The sequence below is a fragment of the Salmonella sp. SAL04157 genome (assembly GCF_046551635.1).
GTDB classification, from domain to species: domain Bacteria; phylum Pseudomonadota; class Gammaproteobacteria; order Enterobacterales; family Enterobacteriaceae; genus Salmonella; species Salmonella enterica.
Genome location: NZ_JBGDVS010000001.1, coordinates 613,167 through 634,482, shown reverse-complemented (window position 1 = coordinate 634,482; position 21,316 = coordinate 613,167). Strand labels below are relative to the sequence as shown.

General features: G+C 53.8%; 25 protein-coding genes. 16 read left to right on the top strand and 9 right to left on the bottom strand.

Features of this window, described 5'->3' with window-relative positions:
• Position 1 precedes the first annotated feature (1 nt).
• From lptA to ACLJRE_RS03100, 5 genes are read right to left on the bottom strand one after another with little or no spacing between them, the layout of a single operon-like run.
• Positions 2–556, bottom strand: coding sequence for a lipopolysaccharide ABC transporter substrate-binding protein LptA (gene lptA, locus ACLJRE_RS03120; protein WP_000669770.1), 555 nt, complete (start codon positions 554–556; stop codon positions 2–4).
• Positions 525–1,100: an LPS export ABC transporter periplasmic protein LptC gene (lptC, locus tag ACLJRE_RS03115; RefSeq protein ID WP_000047845.1), complete on the bottom strand. Its 576-nt coding sequence runs from the start codon at positions 1,098–1,100 to the stop codon at positions 525–527. Before lptC ends, lptA begins: the two co-directional genes overlap by 32 nt.
• Positions 1,097–1,663, bottom strand: a complete 567-nt coding sequence (kdsC, locus tag ACLJRE_RS03110) for a 3-deoxy-manno-octulosonate-8-phosphatase KdsC (RefSeq protein ID WP_000030029.1) — start codon at positions 1,661–1,663, stop codon at positions 1,097–1,099. Before kdsC ends, lptC begins: the two co-directional genes overlap by 4 nt.
• 20 nt (positions 1,664–1,683) lie before the next feature.
• Positions 1,684–2,670, bottom strand: a complete 987-nt coding sequence (gene kdsD / locus ACLJRE_RS03105; protein ID WP_000018617.1) for an arabinose-5-phosphate isomerase KdsD — start codon at positions 2,668–2,670, stop codon at positions 1,684–1,686.
• Between the two features lie 13 nt (positions 2,671–2,683).
• Positions 2,684–3,661, bottom strand: coding sequence for a calcium/sodium antiporter (locus ACLJRE_RS03100; protein WP_000922742.1), 978 nt, complete (start codon positions 3,659–3,661; stop codon positions 2,684–2,686).
• Between the two features lie 212 nt (positions 3,662–3,873).
• On the opposite strand from ACLJRE_RS03100, the gene mlaF reads away from it, so the two are divergent.
• The 7 genes from mlaF (at position 3,874) to murA (ending at position 8,737) form a co-directional block, all read left to right on the top strand.
• Positions 3,874–4,686, top strand: coding sequence for a phospholipid ABC transporter ATP-binding protein MlaF (gene mlaF, locus ACLJRE_RS03095; protein ID WP_000531566.1), 813 nt, complete (start codon positions 3,874–3,876; stop codon positions 4,684–4,686).
• A 7-nt stretch (positions 4,687–4,693) separates the two neighbouring features.
• Entirely contained in the window at positions 4,694–5,476 is a 783-nt protein-coding gene (mlaE, locus tag ACLJRE_RS03090) for a lipid asymmetry maintenance ABC transporter permease subunit MlaE (RefSeq protein WP_000925786.1), read from the top strand.
• A gap of 4 nt (positions 5,477–5,480) precedes the next feature.
• A complete protein-coding gene (gene mlaD / locus ACLJRE_RS03085) occupies positions 5,481–6,032 on the top strand; it encodes an outer membrane lipid asymmetry maintenance protein MlaD (protein WP_001193591.1) in 552 nt (183 codons plus the stop codon).
• 18 nt (positions 6,033–6,050) lie between these two features.
• Positions 6,051–6,686 carry a phospholipid-binding protein MlaC gene (mlaC, locus tag ACLJRE_RS03080; protein WP_000476475.1) on the top strand — a complete coding sequence of 212 codons (636 nt, stop codon included), beginning with the start codon at positions 6,051–6,053 and terminating at the stop codon, positions 6,684–6,686.
• Positions 6,686–6,982, top strand: coding sequence for a lipid asymmetry maintenance protein MlaB (gene mlaB / locus ACLJRE_RS03075; protein WP_000188843.1), 297 nt, complete (start codon positions 6,686–6,688; stop codon positions 6,980–6,982). Before mlaC ends, mlaB begins: the two co-directional genes overlap by 1 nt.
• A 187-nt stretch (positions 6,983–7,169) precedes the next feature.
• Positions 7,170–7,424, top strand: a complete 255-nt coding sequence (gene ibaG / locus ACLJRE_RS03070; RefSeq protein WP_001518349.1) for a BolA family iron metabolism protein IbaG — start codon at positions 7,170–7,172, stop codon at positions 7,422–7,424.
• A 53-nt stretch (positions 7,425–7,477) separates the two neighbouring features.
• A complete protein-coding gene (gene murA, locus ACLJRE_RS03065; protein WP_000357288.1) occupies positions 7,478–8,737 on the top strand; it encodes a UDP-N-acetylglucosamine 1-carboxyvinyltransferase in 1,260 nt (419 codons plus the stop codon).
• A 57-nt stretch (positions 8,738–8,794) separates the two neighbouring features.
• Here the strand turns inward: murA and sfsB are convergent, their stop codons facing one another.
• Together sfsB and ispB are read right to left on the bottom strand one after the other, a co-directional pair.
• A complete protein-coding gene (sfsB, locus tag ACLJRE_RS03060; protein ID WP_000444168.1) occupies positions 8,795–9,082 on the bottom strand; it encodes a DNA-binding transcriptional regulator SfsB in 288 nt (95 codons plus the stop codon).
• Positions 9,083–9,313: 231 nt separating this feature from the next.
• Positions 9,314–10,285 carry an octaprenyl diphosphate synthase gene (gene ispB / locus ACLJRE_RS03055; RefSeq protein WP_001047354.1) on the bottom strand — a complete coding sequence of 324 codons (972 nt, stop codon included), beginning with the start codon at positions 10,283–10,285 and terminating at the stop codon, positions 9,314–9,316.
• A 257-nt stretch (positions 10,286–10,542) separates the two neighbouring features.
• On the opposite strand from ispB, the gene rplU reads away from it, so the two are divergent.
• The 4 genes from rplU to cgtA all read left to right on the top strand — a co-directional run bounded on the left by rplU (position 10,543) and on the right by cgtA (position 13,414).
• The gene (gene rplU / locus ACLJRE_RS03050; protein WP_000271398.1) at positions 10,543–10,854 is read left to right on the top strand and encodes a 50S ribosomal protein L21; all 312 of its coding nucleotides are present in this window, start codon (positions 10,543–10,545) and stop codon (positions 10,852–10,854) included.
• Between the two features lie 19 nt (positions 10,855–10,873).
• Positions 10,874–11,131 carry a 50S ribosomal protein L27 gene (rpmA, locus tag ACLJRE_RS03045; protein ID WP_000940593.1) on the top strand — a complete coding sequence of 86 codons (258 nt, stop codon included), beginning with the start codon at positions 10,874–10,876 and terminating at the stop codon, positions 11,129–11,131.
• A gap of 129 nt (positions 11,132–11,260) precedes the next feature.
• Positions 11,261–12,226 carry a DMT family transporter gene (locus ACLJRE_RS03040; RefSeq protein ID WP_000813052.1) on the top strand — a complete coding sequence of 322 codons (966 nt, stop codon included), beginning with the start codon at positions 11,261–11,263 and terminating at the stop codon, positions 12,224–12,226.
• 15 nt (positions 12,227–12,241) lie between these two features.
• Positions 12,242–13,414 carry an Obg family GTPase CgtA gene (cgtA, locus tag ACLJRE_RS03035; RefSeq protein WP_000673556.1) on the top strand — a complete coding sequence of 391 codons (1,173 nt, stop codon included), beginning with the start codon at positions 12,242–12,244 and terminating at the stop codon, positions 13,412–13,414.
• A gap of 130 nt (positions 13,415–13,544) precedes the next feature.
• Here the strand turns inward: cgtA and dacB are convergent, their stop codons facing one another.
• Positions 13,545–14,978, bottom strand: coding sequence for a serine-type D-Ala-D-Ala carboxypeptidase (dacB, locus tag ACLJRE_RS03030; RefSeq protein ID WP_001212686.1), 1,434 nt, complete (start codon positions 14,976–14,978; stop codon positions 13,545–13,547).
• 247 nt (positions 14,979–15,225) lie between these two features.
• On the opposite strand from dacB, the gene greA reads away from it, so the two are divergent.
• Positions 15,226–15,702 (top strand): transcription elongation factor GreA, encoded by a 477-nt coding sequence (gene greA / locus ACLJRE_RS03025; RefSeq protein ID WP_023212282.1) that lies wholly within the window; start codon positions 15,226–15,228, stop codon positions 15,700–15,702.
• A gap of 155 nt (positions 15,703–15,857) precedes the next feature.
• Here greA and yhbY read toward each other — a convergent pair whose 3' ends face one another.
• Positions 15,858–16,151: a ribosome assembly RNA-binding protein YhbY gene (gene yhbY, locus ACLJRE_RS03020; RefSeq protein WP_001592995.1), complete on the bottom strand. Its 294-nt coding sequence runs from the start codon at positions 16,149–16,151 to the stop codon at positions 15,858–15,860.
• Positions 16,152–16,277: 126 nt separating this feature from the next.
• Here yhbY and rlmE point away from each other — a divergent pair, with 126 nt between their 5' ends.
• The 4 genes from rlmE to glmM all read left to right on the top strand — a co-directional run bounded on the left by rlmE (position 16,278) and on the right by glmM (position 21,224).
• Complete coding sequence (rlmE, locus tag ACLJRE_RS03015) at positions 16,278–16,904, top strand: 23S rRNA (uridine(2552)-2'-O)-methyltransferase RlmE (protein WP_000145974.1); 627 nt, start codon at positions 16,278–16,280, stop codon at positions 16,902–16,904.
• Between the two features lie 103 nt (positions 16,905–17,007).
• On the top strand, positions 17,008–18,942 hold the full coding sequence (ftsH, locus tag ACLJRE_RS03010) for an ATP-dependent zinc metalloprotease FtsH (RefSeq protein ID WP_001107481.1): 1,935 nt from the start codon (positions 17,008–17,010) through the stop codon (positions 18,940–18,942).
• Between the two features lie 103 nt (positions 18,943–19,045).
• Entirely contained in the window at positions 19,046–19,894 is an 849-nt protein-coding gene (gene folP / locus ACLJRE_RS03005; protein ID WP_023212281.1) for a dihydropteroate synthase, read from the top strand.
• Complete coding sequence (glmM, locus tag ACLJRE_RS03000) at positions 19,887–21,224, top strand: phosphoglucosamine mutase (protein WP_000071171.1); 1,338 nt, start codon at positions 19,887–19,889, stop codon at positions 21,222–21,224. The genes folP and glmM overlap by 8 nt, the downstream gene beginning before the upstream one ends.
• Positions 21,225–21,316 lie beyond the last annotated feature (92 nt).

Sequence of the window (21,316 nt, the reverse complement as noted above, 5' to 3'; positions counted from 1 at the left end):
ATTAGTTACTCTTCTTTTGCGCCGGAGTCTGGCCTTTGTTTTTGTCTTGCAACTGCGACGGCACCAGAACGGTGGTGACGCGTTTGCCTTTCTCGCTGAAGGCCTGCATTTTCTGCTCTTTCACCAGGTAGGTGATTTTGTCGCCGGTAATGTTGCTGTCAAGCTGCTCCAGATAAGCGTTGCCGGTCAGCACCACAAAATCTTTCGCCAGCTCGTAATGCATATGGGAAGCGTGGCCTTTCACCGGCTTACCGTTGTCCTGCATCTGGTAGAAGGTGGCCGGATTGCCGTAACCGTCGATCACCTCTTTCCCCTGTTCGCCGCCAGGGCGGGTAACCACGACTTTATCGGCGTTGATCTTAATCGTGCCCTGGGTCATCACCACGTTGCCCGTAAAGGTCACGACGTTGCCTTGCATATCCAGCGACTGTTGATCCGAGTCAATATGAATAGGCTGTTCGGTATCGCCCGTGACGGCGAAAGCCGGAATGCTGGCGGCCAGCAGCGAGCCGGCAAGCATAAGATTAAGGCTGAGTTTGTTTGTTTTGAATTTCATAAGAGGTTCTAACCTTTTCAATCAGCTCGGCGTTCTTGCTGCGTAAGTTACCGCGCATTTTCAGTCCGCTGGAGTTAAATGTTGTGCCGTATAACGTCACCAGATCGTTCGAGGTAACATCCTGCGTCACCAGATTAATCTGCGCGTTATCGGTGGTAATTCTGCGTAATTGAGCGTCAGGCACCAGGGCGTTGACTTCAACATGGCCATACAGATAGAGCATCCGATCGTTAGTCAATTTGGCTTTATCGGCCTTGATCGACCATGTCGGCACTTTATCCTTATCAAAGGTGGTTAATACCGGTTGCGTAAACCATGAGACCGCCTGATCGGAAAAATATTCAACGTGCTGCGCGATCAGACGATAGCTCAACGCGCCTTCCGGACTGTACACGACGGTATCCGTATGCTCGCTTTTATACGTGGGATCGTTGCTGTTGACCATCACGGCAGCAGGATCGTCTTTATCCGCCAGATTGATACCAATCAGTACCAGAATGGCCAGCGACAGTAGAATGATAACCCAACGTCTGGTTTTACTCATATCGATTGCCCTTTGGCCTCATCCAGCTTGCCCTGCGCCAGCAGCAGCAAATCGCACACCTCACGTACCGCGCCGCGCCCGCCGGCAATGTGCGTCACATAGTCAGCGCGGGGGATCAGCAGCGGATGCGCATCCGCAACGGCAACGCTTAATCCCACTTTTTCCATCACCGGCCAGTCAATCAGATCATCGCCGACATAGGCAACATTTTCCGGCGCAATGGCCAGTTTTTCCAGCAGATCGCTAAAGGCGATCAGCTTATTCGACTGTCCCTGATAAAGATGGACAATCCCCAGCGTGGCGCAGCGATCTTCTACAAGTTTAGCCTTTCGTCCGGTAATAATGGCAACCTCGATATTGGAGGTCAAAGCACAGCGAATACCATAGCCGTCACGAACGTTGAAAGCCTTCAGCTCTTCGCCGTTATTGCCCATATAAATCAGGCCGTCAGACAATACGCCATCCACGTCCAGGATGAGCAGGCGGATATTCTCCGCTTTGGTCATGACATGGGTGCTGACGGGGCCATAACAGGTCGCAAGCGACGCACCTGCTTTACTCATCGTTAATTATCCTTGAGTTTCTACACGACGCCTGCACGCAGGAGATCATGCATATGTAACACACCGAGTAACTGGTCGCCATCAGCAACCAGTACGGAGGTGATATGGCGGGACTGCATTAAATTCAGCGCATCGACAGCGAGAATACCGGGACGCACGCGAATGCCCCCTGGCGTCATCACCTCGGCGATCCCCAACTGGCGCATATCGCCGCCCATATCGAACACGCGACGTAAATCGCCGTCGGTGAAGATACCGTCAATCTTCATGGATTCATCGCAAATGACGGTCATACCGAGATTTTTACGCGTAATTTCTAGCAGCGCATCACGCAGGGTGGCATGTTTATTAACATGCGGGATCTCATCGCCAGTATGCATAATATCGCTTACGCGCAGCAGTAGCTTACGTCCCAGCGCGCCGCCAGGATGCGACAGAGCGAAATCTTCGGCGGTAAAGCCGCGCGCTTTTAACAACGCCACGGCGAGCGCATCGCCCATCACCAGCGTTGCGGTGGTACTACTGGTAGGCGCCAGGCCTAACGGACACGCTTCTTTGGGCACTTTAACACACAGATGCACATCTGCCGCACGCGCCATGCTGCTTTCCGGTCGCCCGGTAATGCAAATTAACGGCACGTGCAGCCGTTTAAGCACCGGTATTAGCGCCGCGATCTCGCTGGATTCGCCGGAGTTGGAGATAGCGATAACCACATCCTGCGGCGTAACCATCCCCAAATCGCCGTGCGCGGCTTCGCCCGGATGTACAAAAAAGGAAGAGGTGCCGGTACTGGCGAACGTGGCGGCCATTTTCCGTCCGATATGACCGGATTTTCCCATCCCCATGACCACCACTTTTCCGGTGCAGTTGAACATTTTTTCACAGGCCAGCGTGAAATGCTGGTTGATATATTGATCAAGCTCCGCCAGGCCTTCACGTTCAATTTCCAGGACCTCTTTGCCTGCCTGCTGAAAGTCAAACCCCGGTTGCAACGCTAAATGCGACATAATCCGTTTCCAGTTATCCAACAAGAAGTGGCGATAGCCAATAGAGCATCGCCAGCCATACGATAAACCCGCCGGTCAGCAGTATACCTGCGCCCCGACCAATCTGACGCGGATGCCGCCAGCAAAGTAAAGCGAAAACCACGCTAACCAGCAACATCACGCTATAATCACGCCCAAACGCCAGCGGGTTGATCTCTCCCGGCGCGATCAGCGCAGGCAGTCCCAGCACGATGGCGAGATTAAAAATATTGGCGCCAATGAGATTACCAACGGCAATATCATTTTCGCCTTTTCGCACGCCGGCAATCGCCGTCGCCAGCTCTGGCAGACTGGTGCCGACGGCGATGACTGTCAGACCGAGCGTTAATTCACTCATGGCGAAATAGTTCGCCAGCACCGTAGCGTTATCGATTACCATGCGCGTCGCCATCGGCATGATGACCAGCGCAATGCCCAGCCATAAGAACGCGACGGGGAGCCCGCCTTCGCGCGGCAGCTCCGCCAGTTGTTCGCGGGTGAGGCTGTCATTCCCCTGGCGTTCGGCCAGACGCGCGATTTTAACAATGAATAACAGCCATAGCACAGCCAGAAGCAGGAGAAAGATACCATCACTGCGGCTTAACTGTCCGTCATGCAGTACGGAACCGGCTACCACGCTAACAAATAACATTAATGGCAATTCGCGACGTAGAACATCGGAATGCACGGTAAATGGACGAACCAGCGCCGCCAGCCCTAAGATCAGCAAAATATTGGTGATGTTAGAACCGAGCGCCGCGCCGACGGCCAAATCGAGCTGACCGTGTAGCGATGCGGCGACCGACACAATAATTTCCGGCAGCGAGGTGCCGATACTCACGACCGTCATCCCGATGATCAGCGGGGGAATACCGAATGTACGGCATAAAATAGAGGCCGCAAACACCAGACGATCGGCGCCGTAGGCCACCAGAAGCAAACCAATTATGAGTAGCGCCATCGCTAAAAGCATCTAAAGTCCTTTCTTCAGGTATACTCGCCGGTCCCCTGGAAGGGATATCTGGAAGCCGTAACGAAGTCCTAATTTTGACTTTATGCGGCTAAAAAGTAAAACGAATGCCAGCTTTCGCTAACCCTGTCAGTTAATATTCTGTAATTATGTCGAACCCATGGTTAAATTCAGCGCCATGGTTACCTCAACAAGGCAATACGAAGGATGAATCAATGGGTCAGTCTGCGGCCAATTTAGTCGATATGCGCGACGTCAGCTTTTCCCGTGGCGAACGCTGCATTTTCGATAATATTTCCCTGACGGTGCCGCGCGGGAAGATCACGGCGATCATGGGGCCGTCGGGCATCGGTAAAACCACGCTGTTGCGCCTGATTGGCGGACAGATCCCGCCGGATAAGGGCGAGATCTTATTTGATGGCGAGAATGTGCCGGCCATGTCCCGTTCGCGGCTCTACACCGTCCGCAAACGTATGAGTATGCTGTTTCAGTCGGGAGCGCTGTTTACCGACATGAACGTGTTTGACAATGTGGCCTATCCGCTACGGGAGCACACCAATTTACCCGCGCCGCTGCTAAAAAGCGTTGTGATGATGAAACTGGAAGCTGTCGGGCTGCGCGGCGCGGCAAAACTGATGCCTTCCGAGCTCTCCGGTGGGATGGCGCGTCGCGCCGCGTTGGCGCGCGCCATCGCTCTGGAACCGGATCTCATCATGTTCGATGAGCCGTTTGTCGGCCAGGACCCGATTACCATGGGCGTTCTGGTGAAGCTGATTTCAGAATTGAACAGCGCGCTGGGCGTGACCTGCGTGGTGGTCTCGCATGATGTGCCAGAGGTGCTCAGTATTGCGGATCACGCCTGGATCATGGCGGACAAAAAAATCGTCGCTCACGGTAGCGCTCAGGCGTTGCAGGAGAATACGGACCCGCGCGTGCGTCAGTTCCTTGACGGCATTGCCGACGGGCCGGTTCCGTTCCGCTATCCGGCGGGCGACTATCACCTTGATTTACTCGAAACAGGGAGTTAAGCCACTCATGCTGTTAAATGCGCTGGCAGCACTCGGACACAGCGGGATCAAAACCGTCAGGACGTTCGGGCGCGCCGGGTTAATGTTATTCAATGCGATTATCGGTAAGCCGGAGTTTCGCAAACATGCGCCGCTGCTGGTGCGCCAGCTTTATAATGTGGGCGTCTTGTCGATGCTTATCATTATTGTCTCCGGCGTATTCATCGGTATGGTGCTGGGGCTGCAAGGCTATCTGGTTCTGACTACTTACAGCGCGGAGACCAGTCTTGGCATGTTAGTGGCGCTTTCGCTGCTGCGCGAGCTGGGGCCGGTGGTCGCGGCGTTGCTGTTTGCCGGGCGGGCCGGGTCGGCGTTGACGGCGGAAATCGGCCTGATGCGGGCGACGGAGCAGCTCTCCAGTATGGAGATGATGGCGGTCGATCCATTGCGCCGGGTGATTTCGCCGCGCTTCTGGGCGGGCGTGATTTCGTTGCCGCTACTGACCATTATCTTTGTGGCGGTCGGTATCTGGGGCGGCTCGCTGGTCGGCGTAAGCTGGAAGGGAATCGACGCCGGGTTCTTCTGGTCCGCGATGCAGAATGCCGTCGACTGGCGTATGGACCTGGTGAACTGTCTGATAAAGAGCGTGGTGTTCGCCATTACGGTAACATGGATTGCGTTATTCAACGGTTATGACGCAATACCGACTTCTGCCGGGATTAGCCGGGCAACGACGCGTACCGTGGTTCACGCATCGTTGGCCGTTCTGGGGCTGGATTTTGTGCTGACCGCACTGATGTTTGGGAATTGAGTTCATGCAAACGAAAAAAAATGAAATTTGGGTAGGCGTTTTTTTGCTGGTAGCGTTGCTGGCGGCGCTGTTTGTTTGCCTGAAGGCGGCAAATGTGACCTCTATGCGCACGGAGCCGACCTATAAGGTTTATGCGACCTTCGATAACATCGGCGGTCTGAAAGTGCGCTCCCCGGTACGCATCGGCGGGGTGGTTGTCGGGCGGGTTGAAGATATCTCGCTTGATCCGAAAACATACCTGCCGCGCGTAACGCTCGACATCGAAGAGCGTTATAACCATATTCCCGATACCAGCTCGTTGAGTATTCGAACTTCCGGACTGCTGGGGGAGCAATATCTGGCATTAAACGTCGGTTTTGAAGATCCTGAGCTGGGAACGTCTATCCTCAAAGATGGGAGTACGATTCAGGACACCAAGTCTGCAATGGTGCTGGAAGATATGATTGGCCAGTTCCTTTATAACAGCAAAGGCGACGACAATAAGAATTCTGGCGATGCGCCAGCCGCAACGGAAGGCCATACTGAAGCCACAACGCCCGCGGGCGAAACGAAATAATCTCAGGAGAATTGAGGCATGTTTAAACGACTGATGATGGTGGCCCTGCTGGTCATTGCGCCATTAAGCGCAGCAACGGCAGCGGATCAGAGCAATCCTTATAAACTGATGAACGAGGCGGCGCAGAAAACTTTTGATCGCCTAAAAAACGAACAGCCGAAAATTCGTGCCAATCCGGATTACCTGCGCGACGTTGTTGATCAGGAACTTCTGCCGTACGTGCAGGTAAAATATGCCGGCGCGCTGGTGCTGGGGCGCTACTACAAAGAGGCGACCCCGGCGCAGCGTGAAGCCTATTTTGCAGCGTTTCGCGAATACCTGAAACAGGCCTACGGTCAGGCGCTGGCGATGTACCACGGCCAGACTTACCAGATAGCGCCTGAGCAACCGCTGGGCGATGCGACCATTGTGCCTATCCGTGTAACGATTATCGATCCCAACGGTCGTCCGCCGGTACGCCTGGATTTCCAGTGGCGCAAAAACACTCAGACCGGCAACTGGCAGGCGTATGACATGATTGCGGAAGGCGTCAGCATGATCACCACCAAGCAAAATGAGTGGAGCGACCTGCTGCGTACTAAAGGTATCGACGGCCTGACCGCACAACTGAAATCTATCTCTCAACAGAAAATTACTTTGGACGAGAAACAGTAATGACGCCGCAACTCACCTGGACGCGTGAGGCGGACACTCTGGTGCTGGCGGGAGAGCTGGATCAGGACGTGTTGGCGCCGCTATGGGACGCGCGCGTAGAAGCGATGAATGGCGTTACCCGTATCGACCTGAGCCAGATCTCCAGGGTGGATACAGGGGGACTGGCGCTGCTGGCGCACCTTGTGAACCAGGCAAAAAAGCAGGGCAATGCCGTGTCGCTGTCTGGCGTTAACGACAAGGTTTACGCGCTGGCGCAATTATATAACTTGCCCGAAGACGTACTTCCCCGTATGTAATGAATGCCGGATGGTTTATCCGGCCTACACTTCGCATGATCCCCGTAGGCCGGATAAGTTGCGTTAGCAGCACCATCCGGCACTTTTACCGCGCTGATTTATCAGCGTAATCTTTTGCTTATTTAAGACGGCGCGACTTTGCTCTAAGATGTTGGGCTGTTTTCACTATTTGACGAATAAAGAACCCATGGAAAATCATGAAATTCAGAGTGTGCTGATGAATGCCCTCTCCCTCCAGGAAGTCCACGTCTCCGGCGATGGCAGTCACTTTCAGGTTATTGCCGTGGGCGAGATGTTTGACGGCATGAGCCGGGTCAAGAAACAGCAAACGGTCTATGGGCCGCTAATGGAGTACATTGCGGACAACCGTATCCATGCCGTATCGATCAAAGCATATACCCCGGCGGAATGGGCGCGCGATCGTAAACTTAACGGATTTTAAGCTACGGGTAACCTGCCGGTAGCGGAGATGAATGCTTAACTGAGAATACAATAATGGATAAATTTCGTGTACAGGGGCCAACGACGCTCCAGGGCGAAGTCACAATTTCCGGCGCCAAAAACGCCGCGCTGCCGATCCTGTTCGCCGCTCTGCTGGCAGAAGAACCGGTAGAGATCCAAAACGTTCCAAAACTGAAAGACGTGGATACGTCGATGAAGCTCCTGAGCCAATTAGGTGCGAAAGTGGAACGCAATGGATCGGTACACATTGACGCCAGCCAGGTGAACGTGTTCTGCGCGCCTTATGATCTGGTTAAGACCATGCGCGCCTCGATATGGGCGCTGGGGCCGCTGGTTGCCCGTTTTGGTCAGGGACAAGTCTCTCTGCCGGGGGGCTGTACTATCGGCGCGCGTCCGGTTGATCTGCATATTACCGGTCTGGAACAACTGGGTGCGACCATCAAGCTGGAAGAGGGCTACGTAAAGGCCTCCGTCGAAGGACGTCTTAAAGGGGCGCATATCGTGATGGATAAGGTCAGCGTCGGCGCGACCGTCACCATTATGTGCGCCGCTACGCTGGCGGAAGGGACGACCATCATTGAAAACGCCGCGCGCGAGCCGGAAATTGTCGACACCGCTAACTTCCTGGTTACGCTGGGGGCGAAGATCGCCGGGCAGGGCACCGATCGTATTACGATCGAGGGCGTAGAGCGTCTGGGCGGCGGCGTTTATCGTGTGCTGCCGGATCGTATCGAAACGGGGACTTTCCTGGTGGCGGCAGCGATCTCTCGCGGCAAAATCCTCTGCCGTAACGCGCAACCGGACACTCTGGACGCGGTACTGGCGAAACTGCGCGATGCTGGCGCGGATATCGAAGTGGGCGAGGACTGGATTAGTCTGGACATGCACGGCAAACGACCGAAGGCGGTCAATGTCCGTACCGCGCCGCACCCGGCATTCCCGACCGATATGCAGGCGCAGTTCACGTTGCTGAACCTGGTGGCGGAAGGGACGGGCTTTATCACTGAAACCGTCTTTGAAAACCGTTTTATGCACGTGCCTGAACTCAGCCGCATGGGCGCGCGTGCGGAAATTGAAAGCAATACCGTCATATGCCATGGCGTAGAAACGCTCTCTGGCGCCCAGGTCATGGCGACAGATCTGCGGGCATCTGCGAGCCTGGTGCTGGCGGGCTGTATTGCGGAAGGCACGACGATTGTGGATCGCATTTATCACATCGATCGCGGTTATGAGCGCATCGAAGACAAACTGCGCGCGCTAGGCGCGAATATTGAACGCGTGAAAGGCGAATAACCTTCTGTACGCTGAATAACCCCCGCGAACGCGATGCGGGGGTTGTTTTACAGGCTCTTACTCTACATTCTGTTTGTTTTTATTACGCGCTCTCATAAGCCGCGTTCTGTCGATAAACTCATGCGTGCGCGGATCGTGATAACGCGATGGCCAAATAACCCAGGGTTCCGTTCCCAATGCTTTCGCGATAATCAACTCTCCTTTCGGCCACGGGCGCGTTAATGCATTGGCCAGCGTGGATGAACTCAATCCATTCCGACGTGACTCAGCGGCCATTGAAGTCCCTTTTTTACGTAGTCCGGCAATGATATCGGCCGGATGCCAGTCAATAAGCTTGCTTTCCATACATCCATCACTCCTTAGGTTAATCACTTACGGTTTTAACAACCCGACGACGTTCGATACTATAACGCTTCGTGAAGGAATGTTCTAAAAAGTTCATGTAAGTGTCGGCAATATTCAGAATATGCCAGGGGAAGTCCTGGGTGAGTATGTGAAAGACAGGCGATAGGGTATCTGGAGTTTATTAGAACTTAATGGGATATCCCGCGCAGTGCGCGGGATAAGAGAACGGCATTAACGATCGCGCTGCACCGCGATGTGTGCGAGACCGATTAGCGCCTCACGCCATGGAGTATCCGGCAATATCTGCAACGCGGATATCGCTTTGTCGGCTTCTTCTTCCGCTCGCTGACGCGTCCATTCCAGCGAGCCGCAGGTGGTCATCGCTTCCAGAACCGGTTCCAGAAGATGACGACCATTACCTTGTTCAATAGCGGTACGGATCATCGCTGACTGTTCTGGCGTACCGTGGCGCATGGCGTGAAGCAACGGTAAGGTGGGTTTGCCCTCATTGAGGTCATCACCCACATTTTTACCGAGATGCTCGCCGTCGGCGCTGTAATCCAGCAGATCGTCAATGAGCTGGAAAGCCGTACCAAGGTAGCGGCCATAGTCCTGCAACCCTTTCTCTTGCTCAGGCGTACAACCGGCAAGAATACCGGAGCACTGGGCGGCGGCTTCGAACAGACGGGCCGTTTTACTGTAAATCACCCGCATGTAATTTTCTTCGGTAATGTCCGGGTCATTCACGTTCATCAATTGCAGCACTTCGCCTTCTGCAATCACGTTGACCGCTTCCGACATCACTTCCAGCACTTTTAACGAGCCGAGGCTGGTCATCATCTGGAAGGCGCGGGTATAGATAAAGTCGCCGACCAGCACGCTGGCGGCATTACCGAAGGCGGCATTTGCCGTTGCCTTGCCGCGACGCATATCGGATTCATCCACCACATCATCATGCAGCAGCGTCGCCGTGTGGATAAACTCGATCAGAGCGGCGATAGTCACGTGCGCGTTACCCTGATAACCCACCGCACGCGCGGCAAGAACGGCAATCATCGGACGAATGCGTTTCCCGCCGCCGCTAATAATGTAATATCCTAGCTGATTAATCAGTTGAACGTCGGAATTAAGCTGTTCAAGGATTGTCGCATTGACACCCGCCATATCTTGCGCGGTTAACTCGTTGATTTTTTCTAAATTCATCGCAAAAGCCGGGCTTATCGCCCCGATTATCCCATGTCTGAATGAGGTAACGTAGGGTTTATGGTTAGAAATATACCCTGATTGTACTGAAAAAACGCCGCAGATAAACGTTACCGTATGCGTTGTGTTTTTTTTCTTCATGTATTGATGGTAGCACTTGTCAAAGCCGTGCAATTTGCGTAATATTCGCGCCCTATTGTGAATATTTATAGCGCGCTCTGAATCATTGAAAGGTGTGCGCGGAAGCGGAGTTTTTTATGTACGCGGTTTTCCAAAGTGGTGGTAAACAACACCGAGTAAGCGAAGGTCAGACCGTTCGCCTGGAAAAGCTGGACATCGCAACTGGCGAAACTATCGAGTTCGCTGAAGTTCTGATGGTCGCAAACGGTGAAGAAGTCAAAATCGGCGTTCCTTTCGTTGATGGCGGCGTAATCAAAGCTGAAGTTGTTGCCCACGGTCGTGGCGAGAAAGTTAAAATCGTTAAGTTTCGTCGCCGTAAACACTACCGTAAGCAGCAGGGCCATCGTCAGTGGTTCACTGATGTGAAAATTACCGGCATCAGCGCTTAAGATTAGGGGAGCAGATTAAATGGCACATAAAAAGGCTGGCGGCTCGACTCGTAACGGTCGCGATTCTGAAGCTAAACGTCTGGGCGTAAAACGCTTTGGCGGTGAAGCAGTTCTGGCAGGCAGCATCATCGTTCGTCAACGTGGTACTAAATTCCACGCTGGCACCAACGTTGGTTGCGGTCGTGACCACACTCTGTTTGCTAAAGCAGACGGTAAAGTGAAATTCGAAGTTAAAGGCCCGAAAAACCGTAAATACATCAGCATCGTTGCTGAGTAAGTTTTTTGTGGTCCGGTAACGGATGAAAGCCCCGCACCTGTTGCGGGGCTTTTTACATTCGATGGCCGACTAAAATATACCCGTGTGGCTGTGCGAATGCCGTTAACGGGTCTTTGCAGGGAACACGGCATGAAGCAGCAGGCAGGCATTGGCATTCTTTTAGCGCTCACTACCGCGATGTGCTGGGGAGCGTTGCCAATAGCAATGAAGCAAGTGCTGGAGGTGATGGAGCCTTCAACCATTGTCTTCTACCGCTTCTTAATGGCCAGTATTGGCCTCGGGGCGATACTGGCAGTAAAAAGAAAGCTGCCGCCGCTGCGTATTTTTCGTAAGCCGCGCTGGTTGGTGTTATTGGCGATAGCGACCTGCGGACTGTTCGGTAATTTCATTTTGTTCAGTTCTTCCCTGCAATATTTAAGCCCAACCGCGTCGCAGGTTATCGGTCAGCTCTCGCCGGTTGGCATGATGGTCGCCAGCGTCTTTATTCTGAAAGAAAAGATGCGCGGTACGCAGGTGATTGGCGCGCTGATGTTATTGAGCGGGCTGGTGATGTTTTTTAACACCAGTCTGATCGAGATTTTTACCCGACTGACCGACTACACCTGGGGCGTTATTTTTGGCGTAGGCGCGGCGATGGTGTGGGTGAGCTATGGCGTGGCGCAAAAAGTATTATTGCGACGTCTGGCCTCGCAGCAGATCCTGTTTTTACTGTACACTTTATGTACGATAGCGCTCTTGCCGCTGGCAAAACCGATGGTGATAGCGCAACTGAGCGACTGGCAGCTCGCCTGTTTGATTTTCTGCGGGCTAAATACGCTGGTAGGATATGGCGCCCTGGCGGAAGCGATGGCGCGTTGGCAGGCGGCGCAGGTGAGCGCGATAATCACGCTTACACCGCTATTTACCCTGCTGTTTTCAGATCTTTTATCTATGGCCTGGCCCGATTTCTTCGCCAGACCGATGTTAAACCTTTTAGGTTATCTCGGTGCGTTTGTCGTGGTTGCGGGCGCAATGTATTCCGCCATTGGTCATCGTATTTGGGGCGGTTTACGCAAGCATGAAACGGTGGTTTCGCAACCCCGCTCAGGCGAATGATTTACGGAGAATAAAATGAAGTTTGTTGATGAAGCATCGATTCTGGTCGTTGCAGGCGATGGCGGTAATGGCTGTGTGAGCTTCCGCCGCGAAAAATATATCCCGAAAGGCGGCCCGGACGGCGGTGATGGCGGCGACGGCGGCGACGTCTGGATGGAAGCCGATGAAAACCTGAATACGCTGATCGATTACCGCTTTGAAAAATCGTTCCGCGCTGAACGTGGTCAGAATGGCGCGAGCCGCGACTGTACCGGTAAACGCGGTAAAGACGTGACCATCAAAGTGCCGGTCGGTACGCGCGTTATCGACCAGGGAACCGGTGAAACGATGGGCGACATGACCAAACACGGTCAGCGTCTGTTGGTCGCGAAGGGCGGCTGGCATGGGTTAGGCAATACCCGTTTTAAATCCTCGGTTAACCGTACGCCGCGCCAGAAAACCAATGGTACGCCGGGCGATAAGCGCGACCTGCTGCTGGAACTGATGCTGCTGGCGGATGTCGGGATGCTGGGGATGCCAAACGCCGGTAAATCAACGTTCATTCGTGCGGTATCGGCAGCAAAACCGAAAGTCGCGGACTATCCGTTTACCACGCTGGTGCCGAGCCTGGGCGTGGTACGAATGGACAGCGAAAAGAGTTTTGTGGTGGCTGACATTCCGGGGTTGATCGAAGGCGCGGCGGAAGGCGCGGGCCTGGGGATTCGCTTCCTGAAGCACCTCGAACGTTGCCGCGTACTGCTGCACCTCATTGATATCGATCCGATCGACGGTTCCGATCCGGTGGAAAACGCCCGTATCATTATTGGCGAACTGGAAAAATACAGCCAGGATCTGGCGGCTAAACCGCGCTGGTTAGTGTTCAACAAGATCGATCTGATGGATAAAACCGAAGCGGAAGAGAAAGCGAAAGCGATCGCCGAAGCGTTGGGCTGGGAAGGGAAATACTATCTGATTTCCGCCGCCAGTCAGCTGGGGGTGAAAGATCTCTGCTGGGATGTGATGACCTTTATCATCGAGAATCCGATCGCGCAGGCTGAAGAAGCAAAACAGCCGGAAAAAGTCGAGTTCATGTGGGACGATTATCATCGCCAGCAGTTGGCTGAAGTGGAAGAAGACGCAGACGATGACTGGGATGACGACTGGGATGAAGACGACGAAGAAGGCGTCGAGTTCATCTACAAACGTTAATCTCGTAGCCGGATGGCGCTAACGCTTATCCGGCCTACAAAAGCCAACGGGCCGCATTTGCGGCCCGTTTTATTATGTTCTTTGTAGGCCGGATAAGACGCGTTAGCGCCGCCATCCGGCAATAATGCACTCAGTTATTCTGATAAATATCCTTGTATAACCGACTCTCGAAGCGTACCAGCGGGATTCGGCGATTACGCTGGTCAGCAGGTGGAACCGCGTAGCCGGACAAATACTGTACAAATGCCATCCGTTGCCCGCTTGCGGTGGTAATAAAGCCCGCCAGGTTGTACACGCCCTGCAGTGACCCGGTTTTCGCCGAAACCTTACCGTCTACGCCCGCCTGATGCAGGCCGGCGCGGTATTGCAATGAACCATCATAGCCCGCCAGCGGCAGCATAGAGATAAAGTTCAGCTCGTTATCGTGTTGGGCGATATATTGCAGCACCTGCATCATCGTGGCGGGAGCGATCAGGTTATGGCGAGAAAGACCGGAACCGTCGGCAATAATGGTATTGCCGATATCAATTCCCGCCTGTTGGCGTAGGATCTGGCGAACGGCATCCGATCCCGCCCGCCAGGTGCCAGGCACGTTAAACCTGACATGACCAATCATCCGAAAAACAGTATCGGCGATCATGTTGTCTGACTTTTTCAGCATAATCTTAAGCAGATCGTGCAGTGGCGCCGACTGTTTACTGGCGACGATCGTTCCGGGCTCGTTAACCTGCGTCTGGCGCAGCAGCGTGCCGCGGTAAGTTATCCCGGCCTCTTTCAGTTCCTGCTTGAGGATCGCGCCCGCGTAGCTGGCGCCGTCCTGAATAGCAAAGGCCAGCGGCAGCGGGTCGGCGCGCTGTGGTAAACAGCCGGTAAGCGTATAACGGTTCAAATCGCCAGGCACAACATCCAGCTCGCAATACTGCGCGTCTGCCGAACCGCGCGGCAGAGTCCGTACCTGGCTGAACATCGTTACCGGATAATAAGAGGCCACGCGAATAAAGGCTAAATCGTTTGGTTTTTGCGCGCTATAAAGCGACACAGAAAAACAGTTGCGGTCAACAATGGCGGCGGCGGGAGGCGCGCTGAAACACTGCGTCAGGTCGTTCCACGGCCAGCCTGGCGCTTTATCGTGGCTGGCGAAAATCGACGTGTCGATAAGCACATTGCCGTCGATTTGCGTGACGCCTGACTTTTTCAGCGTCGCGACCATATTGCGAATATCCTGACGTCTTAGCGTTGGATCGCCACCGAATCGCGCAATTACGTCACCTTTCAGGATGCCGTTATCGACGTTGCCTTTAGTCTCCAGCGTGGTCGTAAAACGGAAATCCGGGCCGAGTTGAATCAGCGCCGCCAGCGCGGTAATCACCTTTTGGGTACTGGCGGGAAGCGCCATCTGCTGACTATGATAATCAATAGCCGGCGCGGGCGCGCCAATCTTTTGCACCATCAGCGCGAGGTTGGCGCCGGCCGGAAGCTGTTTGATGTATTCGTCAATATTCGCGGCCTGAACGCTGAACGCTATACTGGTGGTCAATCCGATGATAAATCTGGAAAATCGCATAATCTCGCGCTAACACCCTGGAAACAAGCCGTCATACTACGGCGCAACGCCCTAAAAAGTAAACGATGACCCATAGGGAACTCCAGGGTAAAATGGTTATCAAAGAGGAAATTGTAGCTGACCTGGGACTGCGCGCCCGGGTTGGTGTTTTTTTGCTTCTGACCCTGGTATGGCATATGCCGGGGCTGGCTTAGCAGCCGGGGTAGAGTTCATTGCCCCCTACAGGAATGTTCAAGAGGTATAACAAATGCAAGCTATTCCGATGACCTTACGCGGAGCCGAAAAACTGCGCGAAGAGCTGGATTTTCTGAAATCTGTGCGCCGTCCTGAAATCATCGCCGCTATCGCCGAAGCGCGCGAACATGGCGATTTAAAAGAAAACGCGGAGTATCATGCTGCACGCGAACAGCAGGGTTTCTGCGAAGGGCGCATTAAAGATATCGAAGCAAAACTGTCGAATGCGCAGGTGATTGATGTCACTAAAATGCCGAACAATGGTCGCGTGATTTTCGGCGCTACCGTCACGGTGCTGAACATGGACACCGACGAAGAGCAGACCTATCGTATTGTTGGCGATGATGAGGCGGATTTTAAGCAAAATCTCATTTCGGTAAACTCGCCAATCGCTCGCGGCCTGATCGGCAAAGAGCAGGATGACGTCGTGGTGATCAAAACGCCTGGCGGCGATGTGGAATACGAAGTGCTTAAAGTGGAATACCTTTAAGCAGTACTCAATACGCAAATTGTTGGTGTATTGTAAAGAAAGGAAAAAGGCCGCATAGCGGCCTTTTATCAACGGAGAGAGCGTGGCATTTTGCTCTCCTGCTCGTGGAAAACCCCTCGTTTTACACAGATTTTGTGTTCGACTTTAGGATATCCTTAACGCGGCAGCGAGATTTTACGCTCTTTAGTTGGGCGATACAGCACCAGCGTTTTACCGATGACCTGTACGTTACAGGCGCCGGTTTCGCGCACGATAGCGTCCACGATCAAGGTTTTTGTTTCGCGATCTTCCGAGGCGATTTTCACCTTGATAAGTTCATGGTGCTCTAACGCTTGTTCAATCTCGGCCAGTACCCCTTCGGTCAAACCATTATTGCCAAGCATAACAACAGGCTTGAGCGGATGTGCCAGACCTTTTAGGTGCTGTTTTTGTTTAGTACTCAGATTCATCGTATATTTTTGCTTACGTTGGGATTGAAAACGGGTCATTCTACCGCCATCTCCCTTATATCGCCAAATAGGCGTGTAGAAATTTACGCCATTGGCTACGATGAACTGCCCCGACGGGAAAGTTAAATGACAGGTAAAAAGCGTTCTGCCAGCTCAAGCCGCTGGCTTCAGGAACACTTTAGCGATAAATATGTTCAACAGGCGCAGAAAAAGGGGCTACGCTCCCGTGCCTGGTTTAAACTTGATGAAATACAGCAAAGTGACAAACTTTTTAAGCCGGGAATGACGGTAGTCGATCTCGGCGCTGCGCCAGGAGGCTGGTCACAGTATGTGGTCACGCAGATTGGCGGCAAAGGCCGCATCATCGCTTGTGATCTTTTACCTATGGATCCTATCGTTGGTGTGGACTTTCTTCAGGGCGATTTTCGTGATGAACTTGTCATGAAAGCGTTACTGGAACGCGTGGGTGACAGTAAAGTACAAGTTGTCATGTCGGATATGGCACCAAACATGAGCGGAACACCGGCGGTGGATATCCCCCGCGCCATGTATCTGGTGGAGCTGGCGTTAGAGATGTGCCGCGATGTGCTGGCGCCAGGCGGAAGTTTTGTAGTGAAGGTGTTCCAGGGCGAAGGTTTCGATGAGTATCTAAGGGAAATTCGCTCCCTGTTTACGAAGGTTAAAGTTCGTAAGCCGGACTCTTCGCGTGCGCGTTCGCGTGAAGTGTACATTGTAGCGACCGGGCGAAAGTGATAACCGGCAGATTTCAGACGTAAGGTTTGAAAGAAACTGGATATAGAGTATCCTGACGCTGTTTTTAACACAGTTGTAATAAGAGGTTAATCCCTTGAGTGACATGGCGAAAAACCTAATACTCTGGCTGGTCATTGCCGTTGTGCTGATGTCAGTATTCCAGAGCTTTGGGCCCAGCGAGTCTAATGGCCGTAAGGTGGATTACTCTACCTTCCTGCAAGAGGTCAATCAGGACCAGGTTCGCGAAGCGCGTATCAACGGACGTGAGATCAACGTTACCAAGAAAGATAGTAACCGTTACACGACTTACATTCCGATTAATGATCCGAAGCTGCTTGATAACCTGCTGACTAAAAACGTCAAGGTTGTTGGCGAACCACCTGAAGAGCCAAGCCTGCTGGCTTCTATCTTCATTTCCTGGTTCCCGATGCTGTTGCTGATCGGCGTCTGGATCTTCTTCATGCGTCAGATGCAGGGCGGCGGTGGCAAAGGCGCCATGTCGTTCGGTAAGAGCAAGGCGCGTATGCTGACGGAAGATCAGATCAAAACCACGTTTGCTGACGTCGCGGGCTGTGACGAAGCGAAAGAAGAAGTGGCGGAACTGGTTGAATACCTGCGTGAACCGAGCCGTTTCCAGAAGCTGGGCGGTAAAATTCCGAAAGGCGTCCTGATGGTCGGCCCGCCGGGTACCGGTAAAACCCTGCTGGCAAAAGCCATTGCGGGTGAAGCGAAGGTGCCATTCTTTACGATTTCCGGTTCTGACTTTGTGGAAATGTTCGTCGGTGTCGGCGCGTCTCGTGTGCGTGACATGTTCGAACAGGCCAAAAAAGCGGCGCCGTGCATTATCTTCATCGATGAAATCGACGCCGTAGGCCGCCAGCGTGGCGCAGGTCTTGGCGGTGGTCACGATGAACGTGAGCAGACGTTGAACCAGATGCTGGTTGAGATGGACGGCTTCGAAGGTAACGAAGGTATCATCGTTATCGCCGCAACTAACCGTCCGGACGTCCTTGACCCGGCGCTGCTGCGTCCTGGTCGTTTCGACCGTCAGGTGGTGGTAGGCCTGCCGGATGTTCGCGGTCGTGAGCAGATTCTGAAGGTGCATATGCGTCGCGTACCGTTAGCGACGGATATTGATGCGGCGATCATTGCGCGCGGTACGCCGGGCTTCTCCGGTGCGGACCTGGCGAACCTGGTCAACGAAGCGGCGCTGTTTGCGGCTCGTGGTAACAAGCGCGTTGTGTCGATGGTTGAGTTCGAGAAAGCGAAAGACAAAATCATGATGGGTGCCGAACGTCGCTCCATGGTGATGACGGAAGCGCAGAAAGAGTCGACCGCGTACCACGAAGCGGGCCACGCGATTATCGGTCGCCTGGTGCCGGAACACGATCCGGTGCACAAAGTGACGATTATCCCGCGCGGTCGTGCGCTGGGCGTGACCTTCTTCCTGCCTGAAGGCGACGCAATCAGCGCTAGCCGTCAGAAGCTGGAAAGCCAAATCAGCACGCTGTACGGCGGTCGTCTGGCGGAAGAGATTATCTACGGCGTTGAGCATGTTTCTACCGGGGCGTCGAACGACATTAAAGTCGCGACTAACCTGGCGCGTAACATGGTCACCCAGTGGGGCTTCTCGGAGAAACTCGGTCCGTTGCTGTATGCGGAAGAAGAGGGCGAAGTGTTCCTCGGCCGTAGCGTCGCAAAAGCGAAACATATGTCTGATGAAACTGCGCGTATCATCGACCAGGAAGTGAAAGCGCTGATTGAACGTAACTACAATCGCGCTCGTCAGATCCTGACTGACAATATGGATATTCTGCACGCGATGAAAGATGCGCTGATGAAATATGAAACCATCGATGCGCCGCAGATTGATGACCTGATGGCGCGTCGTGAAGTGCGTCCGCCTGCGGGCTGGGAAGATCCAAACGGCACCAATAACTCTGACAGCAATGGTACGCCTCAGGCGCCGCGTCCGGTTGATGAACCACGCACGCCGAACCCGGGCAACACGATGTCAGAGCAGCTGGGCGACAAATAAGCGTTTGTTGTACAACATTATGTTTAGCGCTCACCGAAACCCTGGGGCTTGCCCCGGGGTTTTTCTTTTTTAACTCACCATAAATAAAACAGGGATTTTGACCATGAAACTCTTCGCTCAGGGCGCCACGCTCGATCTCACTCATCCGCATATTATGGGTATCCTGAACGTAACGCCGGATTCGTTCTCCGACGGCGGCGCGCATAACACGCTGATTGAGGCGGTGAAACATGCGAATTTAATGGTGAATGCCGGGGCGACAATTATTGATGTGGGGGGGGAATCAACGCGACCAGGCGCGGCGGAAGTGAGCGTGGAAGAAGAGCTGGATCGCGTTATTCCGGTACTGGAAGCAATCGCGCAACGTTTTGAAGTGTGGATTTCTGTGGATACCTCTAAACCCGAGGTGATCCGTGAAGCGGCAAGGGCGGGCGCGCATATTATCAATGATGTCCGTTCGCTCTCCGAACCCGGCGCGTTGGAAGCGGCAGCGGAAACCGGCTTGCCGGTCAGTCTTATGCACATGCAGGGCAACCCCAAAACCATGCAGGAGGCGCCGAAATATGACGATGTCTTTGCCGAGGTGAATCGCTACTTTATTGAGCAAATAGCACGTTGTGAGAAGGCCGGCATCGCAAAAGAGAAATTGTTGCTCGACCCCGGATTCGGTTTCGGTAAAAATCTCTCTCACAATTATACCTTACTGGCGCGACTGGGTGAGTTTCATCATTTTAACCTGCCGCTGCTGGTGGGAATGTCACGTAAAACGATGGTTGGTCAGTTACTTAACGTGGGACCATCAGACCGTCTGAACGGCAGCCTTGCGTGCGCGGTAATTGCCGCGATGCAGGGCGCGCAGATCATTCGCGTCCATGACGTCAAAGAAACCGTAGAGGCGATGCGGGTGGTGGAAGCCACTCTGTCTGCAAAGGGAAACAAACGCTATGAGTAATCGTAAATATTTCGGTACCGATGGGATTCGCGGACGTGTAGGCAATGCCCCCATTACACCTGATTTCGTGCTTAAACTGGGTTGGGCTGCCGGAAAAGTGCTGGCGCGTCATGGCTCGCGTAAAATCATTATCGGTAAAGATACGCGTATTTCCGGCTATATGCTGGAGTCCGCGCTGGAGGCGGGCCTTGCCGCTGCGGGGCTGTCGGCCTCGTTTACCGGACCTATGCCAACGCCAGCCGTCGCCTATCTGACGCGGACTTTCCGCGCGGAGGCGGGTATCGTTATCTCGGCTTCGCATAACCCGTTCTATGATAACGGCATTAAATTCTTCTCTATCGACGGTACGAAACTGCCTGACGATGTGGAAGAAGCCATCGAAGCCGAAATGGAAAAAGAGATCACCTGCGTAGACTCCGCCGAGCTGGGGAAAGCGAGCCGCATCGTCGACGCCGCCGGACGCTATATTGAGTTCTGTAAAGGCACCTTCCCGAACGAACTGAGCCTCAACGGTCTGAAAGTGGTTGTGGATTGCGCCAACGGCGCTACCTACCATATCGCACCGAATGTGCTGCGCGAGCTGGGCGCGACCGTTATCGCCATCGGCTGTGAGCCAAACGGCGTCAACATTAACGAAGAAGTGGGCGCGACCGACGTGCGCGCGTTGCAGGCGCGCGTGTTGGCGGAGAAGGCGGACCTCGGCATTGCGCTTGACGGCGACGGCGACCGGGTCATCATGGTTGACCATGAAGGCAATAAAGTCGATGGCGATCAGATCATGTATATCATCGCGCGCGAAGGGCTGCGCCAGGGGCAACTGCGCGGCGGCGCGGTGGGGACGCTGATGAGCAATATGGGGCTGGAGCTGGCGCTCAAGCAGCTTGGCATTCCGTTTGCCCGGGCGAAAGTGGGCGACCGCTACGTGCTGGAAAAATTGCAGGAAAAAGGCTGGCGCATCGGCGCGGAAAACTCTGGTCACGTTATTCTGCTGGATAAAACGACCACTGGCGACGGTATTGTAGCGGGGCTACAAGTTCTGGCGGCGATGGTGCGTAATCATATGAGTCTGCACGATCTGTGCAGCGGTATGAAAATGTTCCCGCAGATTCTGGTTAACGTGCGTTACACCGCCGGTAGCGGCGATCCGCTGGAAAATGAAGCGGTGAAAACGGTAACGGCGGACGTAGAAGCCACGCTCGGCAATCGTGGGCGGGTACTGCTACGTAAATCCGGTACCGAACCGCTGATTCGCGTGATGGTGGAAGGCGAGGATGAAGCGCAGGTTACGGCATTCGCCCATCGTATCGCGGATGCGGTAAAAGCCGTTTAAGCGTTTAAGTGACTAAAAAGGCGGCGGTTGCCGCCTTACGGCCCGCAAAAAACAACGCTTTTGCTGTTTTTTTCCGCAGTTGATACAATGCG